Below are 12047 nucleotides of genomic sequence, written 5' to 3'. Positions count from 1 at the left end.
GAGCGCTCGTCGGGAGCGTCAGAGGAGTATAGGAGACAGCCCTCCACCAGCGTCGCTGGTCCCCCTCCCCCGCCGCGCGGGGGAGGATTACCGAGAGTCCTCAGCCACCTAATAATCGCTCTCGTAGAACACGCCGAAGCTCGAATCCCCGTCGGTCCCGGTCGAGACCTTGGCCCGGATATCCTTGGTGATGTCGAGGTTGACCGTCACCCGCGAATTGCCGTCCGCCCCGGCCTGCACGCCCAGATAGATGTTGTCCTGGAGGTAGGCGCCGGCCTGCACCGCGAGGCTGCCGTCTTCGTTGGTGACGACGTCGAGATCGTCGAGCCCGGCCTTGGCGCGGAGCGAGTCGACCAGCGAGCCGCCGCCACCGCCGGCCAGTTCCGCGGCGGCGCCGGCGAGCTTGGCCAACTGGATCGGCGTCAGTTCACCCATCGCGCGCCTGAACAGCAGTCGTGACAGCACTTCGTCTTCCGGCAGCGCCGGGTTGGAGCTGAAGCCGATATCGAGCTCGGAGACGCGACCGGTGACATTGACGAATACCGTGATGCCATCGCCTTGGGTGCGTGCGGTGAAATCGAGGAACGGGTCGAGATCGCCGACCAGTGTTACCGAGCCTTCCTCGAAGGTGACGCGCTGGCCGAGAATGGCGAGCCGCCCGCGATTGAGCTGGAAGCCGCCGACCGGCCGGATGTCGTTGACCGAGCCGGTGAGCCGCACCGAGCCACCGACCTCGGCATCCAGCCCGCGACCGCGCACAAAGATCTGGTTGGGCGCGCTGACATTGACGTCGAGCTGCACCACCGAGGGCCGCCGCTGCGGCAGCGGTGCGCCGGACGCCGTGACGGCGGCGCGCTTCAGCGTCACCAGAACCGGCTTCGGCGCATAAATGTGCTTGGCGTCGATGATCGTCCCGGCGGCGCCGAGCGAATCCGGGATGGTGATATCGGCCTTCTCGATCATCACATTGCCCGACAGGGTCGGGCTGGCGTCGAGCCGCCCCCTGAGCGCCAGGTCACCCGATACGGTGGCGACGAACATATTGCCATCGGCATAGCGCGCCGAGTTGAGCCGCACCGCGATATCGGCCGGGTTGCCCGCGCCGAGCCCCACCGAACCGCCAACCGACAGTGACCCGCCGGTGGCGAGCCCGGCCGTCAGGCTGTCGATATTGATGCGGTTGCCGGCGAGGCTGGCGCGGCCGGTAATATCAACCAGCCTGAGGTTCAACACCGGATCGATATAGCCCGAGCCGCTGGTCGAAACCGTGCCGGCAAACTGCGGCGCGCTGAGGCTGCCGGTCACCCGCGCATTGAGGTTGGCGGCGCCGCTGAGCTGGCCACCACGATCGGCGACGAAGCGGTTGCCGAGCGCCAGCGGCGCCGAGCCCTGCACCTCGATCGCAAGTCCACGTCCATTGAGCGGTACCCGGCCGTTGGCCGTCAGCCGCAACCCGCCGGCGCCCTGCGCCGAGGCGGTTTCCAGCACCAGTGTCTGTTTGGCAAAGCTGCCGCCCCCGGAGAACTGCATCGGCGTAATGCCGAACTCGCTGATCGCCGCAGCGGAAACGCCCGAGCCGGAAATGCTGAAGCTGGCAGCCGGATCGGCGGCCGAGCCGGTGATCCGGCCGCTGCCATTGAGCGTGCCGGCAAGGCCGAGGTCGGGCGCAATGGCATTGGCGATCGACAGCGGCAGGGCCTCAACGTCGAGCGCGATATCGAGCTTCGCGCCGGCGCTGCCGGTCGCCGAGATCCGTCCGCCGCCGACATCGAGCTGCACCGCGTCGAGGCGGACCGTGTCGCCGGCAATCGCCAGCGCCGTCGGCTGCAAGAGGCGGGCCCGCAGCTGTCCCTGGTTGAGCTCGGCCCGCTCGAGCGCCAGCCGATAGCCCGCCTCGAGCGGCGCGAGGCTGCCAACCAGCGCCACATTGGTGCGGTTGGCCAGCGCCGCCGTGAGGTCGAACGCGGTAGCATCGCCGGTGCGCGAGGCTTGCGCCTGCAGTGTATCCACAGTGATGCCGCCGGCGGCGATAGCTCGGCCGTTGACGGTGCCATCGATGGCTGGCACGCCGAACAGGTCCGACACCGAAGCACGGATCTCGGCGGCGCCGATCTCGATGTCGGAGGTCGCGAGTTTGGCGATCGAGCCGATAATCTCGGCATTCTGCTTGCCGCCAGCCGGCGTCAGGGTGATCGAGGCATCGGCACTGCCGGTGGCTTCGACCAGCAGCAATGCCGCAGCCGTCGTGACATTGGGCGAGGCGAGCTTCAGCGCCCCGGTCAGCAGCCCATCGGCATCCTGCACCACGTCGCCGGTCACCAGCGTCGGGCCGGCCTCGAAGCGCAACCCTGTCAGCCGTTTGGTCTTGGCGTCCACTGCAACGTCGCCGGCCAGCGCCACGCGGAATCGTTCGAGGAACGCATCGCCCTTCAGTTGTCCGGTGAGCGTGCCGTCCTCGGCGAGCTGCCCGGTGAAACCGAACGCCGCGTCCGTGAGCGTCTTGCCGGCCAGCGCGCCGCTTGGCACTTTCGCCGCGATATCCAGCGCGATGGCGCCCTTGCCCCGCGCCGTGCCGGTGAGCGTCAGCGCGCCCTTCGCCTGGTCGGAAACCAGCGCCAGGTCGGCAAGCGCGGCACTGAAGCTGAAATCCGCCGCGCCGGTGGCGAAGCTGCCATCGGCGGCGATCTGCACATTGTCGTTGGCGATGCGGAACGCTTCCGCCTCGAGCCCCTCTGCGGTGCGCGCCACGCGGCCGCTGAGCTTTACCGTGCCCTCGAGCACCTGGTCGAGCGCCGGCTCCGACAGCGCCAGGTTTTCCGCGGTGCCGTCGAGCCGCAGGTTGAAGCCGCCGATCAGCGGGCTGACCGTGCCGGTGGCGGTCAAGTGCATGGCGCCATCGAGGTCGCGCCCGGCGACGCCCGAGAATGGCGCGATCGAGCTGGTCTCGATCGCCACCTGGCCGTCGAACACATTGTCGTCGATGGTGCCGGCTGCACCGAGGCTCAGCGCCTTGCCGACCAACCGGAACTGCGCCAGCTGCAGCGGCTCGCCCGCATTCCATAGCCCGGCGAGCCCGAGCCCGGCGCTGTCGCCCAAAGCCGCCTGCACATCGGCATCGGCGGAAACGATCCCCGAGACCATGCCATCGGCATTGAAGGTCAGCCGGCGGCTCGCGGGGTCCTCAAGGTTGCTGGCAACTCCATTGCCGCGCAGCGTCACCTCGCTCGCCTTGAGCCCGCCATTGGCAAAACCGTTGGCGACGAGGTCGGCCGACCATTCGTCGCTGCCCGCGCCGCCGAAATCCACCTTGAGCGTGGCGCTGTCGATGCTGGTCGCGGCGCCCGGCGCCGGCAGGATGACGCGATTGCCGGCGGGATCGGCGATGGTCGCCGCGAGGTTCAGCCGGCTGAGGAAGCCGTCTGCCGTGGTGGTTCCCGAGGCTTCGAGCCCCAGTTGCCCGCCGCTGAGCTTCAGCCCCGAAATCTCGACGCCACCGGCCGAGCGCAGCAGCGCCGAGGCCTTGAGCGAGGTCTCTGCCCCGAAGAACGGCTGATAGGCCGGCGCCACCAGCATGCCGATCGGCCCGCCGAGATCGGCATCCACCGCCATGCCTTCGGGCTTCTGGACGATCGTCGCCAGTCCCTCGAGCGCCCGCTGGCCGCCGGCATCGAGCGTCATGGTGGTCCGGAGGTCGGCGACCAGGCCGGAGCCGTTGACCGCCAGCGCCATCTCGGGCTTGCCCTCGATATTGAGGAGGTTGGCGAGAATGCCGTTCGGCGGCTCGGTCAGCGTCACCCCGACATCGATGCTGTTGTCGGCCCGCTTGTAGGCGACGGCGACATCGAGCTTACCGCCCGGCCCGTCGAGCCGCACGATATTGAGCGCGGTATCGAGCGAGCCGCCTTCCAGCCGGAATCTGCCGTCAACCGAGATTTCCGAGCCGAGCCCGAAGACGTTCGCGCCGAACGTCACCTTGGGCACGCTCAGCTTGTCGAGCTGGATCGCCACCGGGAAATCCGGGATCGCCAGCGGTGCCGCTTCCGGCGCCGGCAGGTTCGGATCGCCGCTCGGGATGGCGTTGCGCAGATACTCGATGCTGTCGGCGGTGAGCGCCCGCACCAGCAGGCGGCCGGTGAACAGCGCCCCCTGGTCCCAGTCGATTGCGGCGTTGTTTACCCTGAGCCACACCCCCTCCTTGTCGGAGATGGTGACCTCGCGGATCGAGGCGGTCGAGGATAGCGCGCCATCGATGTTGGAGATGCGGATCTGCCGCTCGGGGGTCGACAGTTGGCCTTCGACGAAGCCGACGAACCAGTCCTTCTGCTGCTCGGCCGTCATCTGGCCCTGGTCCTGCGCGACCAGCGGCATCGCGGCCAGAAGGCCGAAGCCGAGCATCATGCCGGTGGCGAGGACCCGTTTCAAAACGCCTGTCCTATGCCGACATAGAGGGCGTAATCCGGATCGCCCGGCCGCTTATTGAGCGGCACCGCCACATCGAGCCGCAGCGGCCCGAGCCCGGTATAGTAGCGAACGCCGGCGCCGACACCGAGGCGCAGCTGGTCGAAGCCCGGGAACTCCTCGGCTGCGACATAGCCGCCATCGACGAAGGCGACGATGCCGATATCGTTGGTGACCTTGTAGCGCGCCTCGAGCGAGCCCTCGATCAGGTACTTGCCGCCGGTGACGGTATCGCCGGGACCATCGACGCCGATGCTCTTGAAACCATAGCCGCGCACCGAACCGCCACCGCCGGCAAAGAACAGCCGATCCGGCGGGATTTCATCGATCGCCGGCCCGACCAGCGCCCCGACCTTGGCGCGGCCGGCCAGCACCAGTTGCTTGTCGCCCATGACGCTGAGGTAGCCACGTACCTCGGCGGTCGTCCGGAATGCCGGGTTGCCATAGTAGAACTCGTAGAATGGCTCCGCCGTCACATTGACGTAGAACCCTTCGGTCGCATCCTGGGGGTTGTCGCGCGCATCCCAGATCAGCCCTCCGGTGAGCCCGGCCAGCGAGAAGTTGCGGGTGCCGAAATCGTCCTCGAACAGCGAGCGTTCGTAGAAGGCCGAACCATCGAGCGTCAGCTGGTCGAACAGGTACTGCGTCAGCCCCACCCGCGCCGAAGCCGAGGTCTCGGTATAGGCCGGCAAGACGCTGCGCTCGGCCGACACCGCCGCCACCAGATCGTTGTCCGGGTTGAGAAACCCGGGCTTGGTGAAGGTGCCGCCAAAGGCGTAGTCGAACTCTTCGGTGGCGATCGGCCAGTTGATGCCGGCGACCTTGGCGTCAAGCCTGAGCCGCTCGGCCCGCCCGAACAGGTTGCGCCACAGGTGGAAACCTTCGATGCCCAGCCCGTCGATGGTCGAGTAGGTGGCGCCGACGCCGAAGCGCCGCTCCGCCTGCTCTTCGACGATGACGTTGAACGGCAGCACCCCGTCATTACCGATGGCGCCTGCCGCCTCGATCCGCATGGCGCGGAACACGTCGAGCCGCGCCAGCCGCTTTTCGGCCCGCGCGATATCGTCGGGGTCGTAATCGGCGCCGGCGATCAGCCCGGTCTGCTGCGCGACGAAATCAGGATCCATGCGGTTCGTCCCGCTGACCCCCACAGGCCCGACCGTCGCATGCCGTCCCGGCGCCACGGTGATGGTGACATCGACGGTGTCGCGTCCGTGGTCGGCGACCACTTGCCGGTCGACCACCGCCGCCTCGGCATAGCCCTGCTGCCGCCAGGCATCGACGGCCAGTTGCTCGGCCCGCCCGACCACCGTGGCTCTCGCCACGAGGCCGGCGCCGAACCCGGCAATCTCGGGCTGCTCCACCACGTCGCCGGTCTCGCTGGCGACGGGGGCGCGGTTGGTGATCTTGACGTTGCCGAAGCGGAACAACGGGCCGGCATCGACCTTCAGCACCACCACCACCGGATCGGGCAGGTCGGCATCGACCGGCAGGTTTGCCGCTTCCTTGCCGCCGACCAGGATGCTGATCGCCCCGCCGTAATAGCCCTGGTTGTAGAGCGCCGCGAGAATGCGCCGATAATCGCTGCGCGCCCTGGCGAGCAGCCCGGCCGCGCCGGAAGCCGGCGTCGCCTGGTCGGCGATCAGCGCCGAGGCGCCGCGGATGGCATTCGCCACGTCACCGGTCGCCGTGGTTTCAAGTGTTGCCGTGTAGGTTTGCGGATCGCCGATCACCGCATCGGCGTCGATCTCGCTCTGATCCTCGAACAGCTTGATGCCGAAGAACTCAAAGGCCGACGCGCCCGGCACCAGCAATGGCGCCAGGGCCAGCATGGCCAGACCGATTCTTACCCGCCGCTGTAACAGTCCCGACTACCCCTGCCCTCGGCTGCCCGGAAAACTCACCCCGCCCGTGGCCCGGGCAGCTGCTGTGGTGAGCTCCGGCCGACCCGCCGTTGCCCGATGGGATACGTCCCATCAAATGTCGCAAGCCCAAGCAACCGTCAAAGGGCGGCGACTATGAGGCGATAATGCGGCATCCACGATCACGACACGCGCCTAACTGGCTGTCGACGAACGCGTAATAGCCGCTTCTGCGGCACCTCATTATCGTCGGAGAAGAGTAAATGGGAGGTCAAGCATGCGCATCGTCGATACCCACCTGCACCTGGTGCACATGGATCACTTCACCTACCCCTGGCTTGGCGGCGCCGGCGCGCTGAACCGCGCCTGGCCGGCCGAAGCCTTTGCGGCTGAAGCACAAAAGCTCGGTATCGAGGCCGCCTTGCACATGGAGGTGGATGTGGCCGAAGCCGACATGGAGGCCGAAACCCGCTACGCCCTCGAGGTAAATCCGCTGGTCGTCGGCGCCATCGCCGCGTGCCGCCCCGAGAGCCCGGATTTCCCTGGATATCTCGACCGCCTCGCCGCGCTCAAAGGCGTCAAAGGTTTTCGCCGCATCCTCCACACCTCACCCGATGAGCTGAGCCAAGGCCAGCTGTTCCGGGCCAACCTCCGTCGCCTCGCCGACAGGCACCTGCCCTTCGACCTCTGCGTGCTCAGTAAGCAACTACCGGTCGGCCGCGCGCTGGTCGAAAGCTGCCCCGAGGTGCAGTTCGTGCTCGATCACTGCGGCGTCCCCGATGTGGCCGCCCAGGCGCTCGACCCGTGGCGGCGCGAGATCAAGGCGCTGGCAGCGCTGCCCAACGTGGCGGCCAAGATTTCCGGCATCGTCGCCTATGCCGGGCCGGACTGGACCACCGCCACGCTCCGCCCCTTCGTCGAGCACATCATCGAAAGCTTCGGCTGGGATCGCGTCGTCTGGGGCTCCGACTATCCGGTGCTGACCCTCACCGCCGACCTCGCCCGCTGGGTCGCTGCAACCCAGGAGATCGTCGCCGGCGCCAGCCCGGACGAGCAGGCGAAACTCTTCCACCGCAACGCCGAGAGAATCTACCGTCTCTGATATATCAGCGTTGCCCAAACAGCCCATATGTGAAATACCCATTCACATAAGAATGGTCGAGGTGAGGAGCAGGTGAGCATCGACGTCGGAGCCCTCAGGCAAAGCTGGCCCCAGCCGGGTAACCCCAGACCGATCGTCATCATCGGCGCCGGCGGCATCGTCACCGATGCGCATCTGCCGGCTTACCGGCTCGCCAACCTGCCGGTGGCGGGTGTGTTCGACCTCGATGCCGGCCGCGCCAGGGCCGTCGCCGAGAAATGGGACACCCGCGCCTTCGCCTCGCTCGATGAGGCGATCGCCACGCCCGATGCGGTCTATGACCTCGCCCTGCCCCCCGCTGCCCATCTCGACGTGCTGCCGAAGCTGCCCGATGGCGCCACCGTGCTGTTGCAGAAGCCGATGGGCCGCGACCTCGCCGAAGCCACCGCCATCCTGAACCTCTGCCGGGCCAAGTCGCTAAAAGCCGCGGTCAACTTCCAGCTTCGCTTCTCGCCGATGCTGCTGGCCGTCGCCGATGCGCTGCAGCGCGGCTGGCTCGGCCGGCCGATCGATGTCGAGGTGCACCTCAGCCTCGTCACCCCCTGGCAGCTGTTCCCGTTCCTCGTCGGCATGCCGCGGGTCGAGATCGCGGTGCACTCGATCCACTATCTCGACACGTTGCGGGCGCTGCTGGGCAACCCCACCGGCGTCCATGCCCGCACGCTCGGTCATCCCTCGACCACATTGGCCCAGACCCGCACCTCGGCGCTGTTCGATTTCGCGCCCGACCAGCGCGTCACCTTCTCGATCAATCACAACCACGATTTCGGCCGCCGCTTCCAGGATGCGAGCTTTCGCATCGAGGGCACCGAAGGGGCCGCCATGGTGAAGCTCGGCCTGCTGCTCAACTACCCCGAGGGCGAACCGGACGAACTCTGGATCACCCGTCGTGATGATGACTGGACCCAGGTGCCGTTGCAGGGCCGTTGGTTCCCGCACGCCTTCATCGGCACGATGAGCAACCTGCAGCGTTACGCTGCCGGTGAGGACGACCGCCTCGTCACCTCAGTCGAGGACGCCTGGCACACCATGGCGCTGGCCGAAGCCGCCTTCGAGTCCGCCGCCCTGCCCGCCACCCCTGTGAGGTCATCCCCATGAGCACGCCAACCGTCGGTGTTCACTCGACCAACCCGACCACCATGCCCAGCGAGCACGCCCGGCTGCCGGTGTGGAACGCCGAGAACTGGTTCTACGAGGACTTCGAGGTCGGCCACAAAATCCGTTCGCTCCGCCGCACCATCTCGGAGGGCGAGAGCATGCAGTTCAACGCGCTGGTCACCGACATGCACCCCTATGTGGCGGATGAGATCTTCGCCACCACCGAAGGCCAGTTCGGCCGCCGCCTCGTCGCCGGCGCCTTCGTCTTCTCGGCCGGGCTGGGGCTCGTCGCCACCAACTGCATCAACGCCTTCAGCTACGGCTACGACAAGCTGAGGTTCATCAAGCCGACCTTCATCGGCGACACCATCTACGCCATTCGCACCAACATGGAAAAACGCCCGAAATACAAGGAGCTCGGCCTGATCCGCGCCAGCTACGAAGTGTTCAAGGGCGAAGGCGAACTGGTGCTCTACTGCGAGCACCTGCAGACCGTGAAGTACCGCAACCCAGCCGATTTCGAAGGGCAGGCTCGCGACAGCGGCCAAACAGCAAAGACCGCCGAGAAATGACCAGCCTCCCTCTCGACGGCGTGCTCGTCGTCGATCTCTGCCAGTTCCTCTCCGGCCCTTATGCCTCGCTGCGCCTGCAGGATCTGGGCGCGCGCGTCATAAAGATCGAACGCCCCGATGGCGGCGACCTGAGCCGCCGGCTCTATCTCAGTGACACCGAGATCGGCGGCGACTCGACCATCTTTCACGCCATCAACCGCAGTAAGGAGAGCCTGGCGCTCGACCTCAAAAACCCCGATGACATCGCCGCGCTCCGAAAGCTGCTCGGCCAGGCCGATGTGATGCTGCAGAATTTCCGCCCCGGCGTCATCGAGCGCCTCGGCCTCGATTATGACAGCGTCAAAGCGCTCAACCCGGGCATCGTCTATGCCTCCATAACAGGTTATGGCGACGAGGGGCCCTGGGTGCAGCGCCCCGGCCAGGACCTCTTGGCGCAGGCCCGCTCCGGTGTCATGTGGCTCAACGGCGATCACGATCAGGGTCCGGTGCCGTTCGGCCTCGCCATCGCCGACATGCTGGCCGGCGCCGCGGTGGCACAGGGCATTCTCGCCTCGCTGGTGAAGAAGGGGCGCACCGGACAAGGCGCACACGTGGAAACCAGCCTTCTCGAAGCGCTGGTCGATTTCCAGTTCGAGGTGCTGACCACCCATTTGAACGATGGCCGGCGCACCCCGAAGCGCTCCGGCTTCCGTTCGGCTCACGCCTATCTCTCGGCGCCTTACGGCGTCTACCCCACCGCCGATGGCTGGCTCGCCCTCGCCATGACCCCGCTCGGCAAGATCCGCGACCTGCTCGACCTGCCGGCGCTCGACGCCTTCGCCGCCGATCCCAAAAGCTGGTTCGGCGCCCGCGACGAGATCAAGCGCATCATTGCTGAGCGCCTCGCGACCCGCACCACCGCCGCATGGCTCGCGATCCTCGAGCCCGCCGATATCTGGTGCGCCAAGGTGCTGGAATGGCCCGAGCTCCTGGAGAACGAAGGGTTCAAAGCGCTCGATATGTTGCAGACCGTCACGCGCGACGATGGCGTCTCCATCCTCACCACCCGCTCGCCGCTCCGCATCGACGGCCAGCGCCCCCAGACGTATCGCGCCGCCCCGCTGATCGGCGAGCAGAGCGCAGAGATCCGCAAGGAGTTCGGCCTGTGACTATCCTGAAGGGCATGACCTGGAGCCACCCGCGTGGCTATGACCCGATGGTGGCGACCGCCAAAGCCTGGGCCGAGAAAACCGGCGTCACCATCGAGTGGGACAAGCGGAGCCTCCAGGATTTCGAGTCCTTCCCGGTCGAGGAACTGGCCCGCCAATACGACATGATCGTCATCGACCACCCGCATGTCGGCCAGATCGTTGCCGAGAACTGCCTAACCCCGCTCGACATCCCCGGCCGCGAGACCGAGCGGCAGGCGCTGGCCGAAGGCTCGGTCGGCCAGTCCTACCCGAGCTACACCTATGCCGGGCACCAGTGGGCGTTCCCCATCGATGCCGCGACGCAGGTCATGGCCTATCGCGCCGACCTGATCGAGGCGCCGAAAAGCTGGGACGACGTGGTGGCACTGGCCAAGGTCGGGCGCGTCGTCTTCCCGCTGCTGCCGCCGCACTCGATGATGAGTTTCTTCACGCTGACCGCCAATCTCGGTCAGCCTTGCGCAGTCGAGAACGGCCCGTTGGTCGACACCGCGACCGGCATTCGCGCCATCGAGATGCTGGCCGAAGTTGCACGACACCTCGATCCCGCCGACTTCGCCATGGACCCCATTACCGCCTCCGAGGCGATGGCGCGTCCGGATGCCAGGCTGGCGCTGATGCCGCTCGGTTATGGTTATGTCAGCTACGCCATTCCTGGCTTCCGCCCGCAGCAGCTGAACTTCGCCGATATCCCGCTGCCCGGCGCCAGGGGTTCGGCCCTCGGCGGCACCGGCATCGCCGTCTCCGCCTTCTCGCAGAACCGGCAGGCCGCCATCGACTATGCCTACTGGGTCGCCTCGGCTGAGGTGCAGCGCAGCCTCTATGCCAGCTCCGGCGGCCAGCCCGGCCATGCCACCGCCTGGGAAGACGAGGCGGTGAACGCCGCGACCGGCAATTTCTATCGCGGCACCCGCCAAACCCTCGAGGGCGCCTATGTCCGCCCGCGGCACCATGGCTACATGGCGTTCCAGGACGCCGCATCGCAGCGGCTCAATGCCGGCTTGCTGGCGCGTGAGGCGCCCGCGACCATCCTCGCCTATCTCGATCGGCTGTTTCGGGAGAGTTTCTGATGGAGCGCCCACGCCACTTCGAAGACTATGTCGTCGGCGAGGTGCGCAAAACCAGCGGCCGCACCATCACCGAGACCGACTTCGTCGTCCATGCCGGCCACACCGGCGATTTCTTCCCGCACCACATGGACGCCGAGTTCATGAAGAGCTCGGAATTCGGCCAGCGCATCGCCCACGGCACCATGACCTTCGCCATCGGCATCGGGCTGACGGCGACGCAGATCAATCCGCTCGCCTTCACCTATGGCTACGAACGCCTGCGCTTTCCCAAACCGGTATTCATCGGCGACACCATCCACACCGAGCTGACCATTGCCGGGCTCGATGACGACCCGAAGCGCCCGCAGTATGGGCGCGTGACCGAAGAGGTGCGGGTGCTCAACCAGCGCGGCGAGACGGTGCTGGCGTGCGATCACATCTATCTGGCGCAGCGGCGGGGGTAGCGCGCTTGGCTCCCCTCACCCCGCGGCGAGGCCTTCGGCCTCTCCGCCGCCCTCTCCCCAGAGGGGCGAGGGGGCGATAGCCGCGCGGACAGCGCCACAACGTCCCCTCTCCCCTCTGGGGAGAGGGTCAGGGTGAGGGGTAGGCAAGCGCGCTAAAGCTCCGGCCGCAGCAACGGCGCCGGGCCATCTGCCGCCCGCACCCAGGGCGTGTCATAG

The 12047-nt window shown here is 67.2% G+C and carries 8 protein-coding genes; 6 read left to right on the top strand and 2 right to left on the bottom strand.

Annotated elements, in window-relative coordinates; all coding sequences use genetic code 11:
• Positions 1-108: 108 nt before the first annotated feature.
• On the bottom strand, positions 109-4422 hold the full coding sequence (locus VW23_RS00975) for a translocation/assembly module TamB domain-containing protein (protein WP_069907733.1): 4314 nt from the start codon (positions 4420-4422) through the stop codon (positions 109-111).
• The gene (locus tag VW23_RS00970) at positions 4419-6290 is read right to left on the bottom strand and encodes an autotransporter assembly complex protein TamA (protein ID WP_069907732.1); all 1872 of its coding nucleotides are present in this window, start codon (positions 6288-6290) and stop codon (positions 4419-4421) included. The genes VW23_RS00975 and VW23_RS00970 overlap by 4 nt, the downstream gene beginning before the upstream one ends.
• A 307-nt stretch (positions 6291-6597) precedes the next feature.
• Here VW23_RS00970 and VW23_RS00965 point away from each other — a divergent pair, with 307 nt between their 5' ends.
• From VW23_RS00965 to VW23_RS00940, 6 genes are all read left to right on the top strand, one after another.
• Positions 6598-7422 (top strand): amidohydrolase family protein, encoded by an 825-nt coding sequence (locus tag VW23_RS00965; protein WP_069907731.1) that lies wholly within the window; start codon positions 6598-6600, stop codon positions 7420-7422.
• Positions 7423-7494: 72 nt separating this feature from the next.
• Complete coding sequence (locus VW23_RS00960; protein ID WP_069907730.1) at positions 7495-8559, top strand: Gfo/Idh/MocA family protein; 1065 nt, start codon at positions 7495-7497, stop codon at positions 8557-8559.
• Positions 8556-9131 (top strand): MaoC family dehydratase, encoded by a 576-nt coding sequence (locus tag VW23_RS00955; protein ID WP_069907729.1) that lies wholly within the window; start codon positions 8556-8558, stop codon positions 9129-9131. The genes VW23_RS00960 and VW23_RS00955 overlap by 4 nt, the downstream gene beginning before the upstream one ends.
• Complete coding sequence (locus VW23_RS00950; protein ID WP_069907728.1) at positions 9128-10279, top strand: CaiB/BaiF CoA transferase family protein; 1152 nt, start codon at positions 9128-9130, stop codon at positions 10277-10279. Before VW23_RS00955 ends, VW23_RS00950 begins: the two co-directional genes overlap by 4 nt.
• A gap of 14 nt (positions 10280-10293) precedes the next feature.
• Positions 10294-11388, top strand: a complete 1095-nt coding sequence (locus VW23_RS00945; RefSeq protein WP_069907734.1) for an extracellular solute-binding protein — start codon at positions 10294-10296, stop codon at positions 11386-11388.
• On the top strand, positions 11388-11831 hold the full coding sequence (locus VW23_RS00940; RefSeq protein WP_069907727.1) for a MaoC/PaaZ C-terminal domain-containing protein: 444 nt from the start codon (positions 11388-11390) through the stop codon (positions 11829-11831). The genes VW23_RS00945 and VW23_RS00940 overlap by 1 nt, the downstream gene beginning before the upstream one ends.
• The last annotated feature ends 216 nt before the right edge of the window (positions 11832-12047 follow it).

This window comes from Devosia insulae DS-56 (assembly GCF_000970465.2).
Classification (GTDB): domain Bacteria; phylum Pseudomonadota; class Alphaproteobacteria; order Rhizobiales; family Devosiaceae; genus Devosia_A; species Devosia_A insulae.
The sequence above is the reverse complement of the archived record's forward strand: the minus strand, read 5'-3'. Positions and strand labels throughout refer to the sequence as shown.

Excerpts from the sequence above, each read along its gene's own strand:
- VW23_RS00970 (WP_069907732.1), bottom strand. The coding sequence starts at position 6,290 with ATGCTGGCCCTGGCGCCATTGCTGGTGCCGGGCGCGTCGGCCTTTGAG.
- VW23_RS00965 (WP_069907731.1), top strand. The coding sequence starts at position 6,598 with ATGCGCATCGTCGATACCCACCTGCACCTGGTGCACATGGATCACTTC.
- VW23_RS00955 (WP_069907729.1), top strand. The coding sequence starts at position 8,556 with ATGAGCACGCCAACCGTCGGTGTTCACTCGACCAACCCGACCACCATG.
- VW23_RS00950 (WP_069907728.1), top strand. The coding sequence starts at position 9,128 with ATGACCAGCCTCCCTCTCGACGGCGTGCTCGTCGTCGATCTCTGCCAG.
- VW23_RS00945 (WP_069907734.1), top strand. The coding sequence starts at position 10,294 with ATGACCTGGAGCCACCCGCGTGGCTATGACCCGATGGTGGCGACCGCC.
- VW23_RS00940 (WP_069907727.1), top strand. The coding sequence starts at position 11,388 with ATGGAGCGCCCACGCCACTTCGAAGACTATGTCGTCGGCGAGGTGCGC.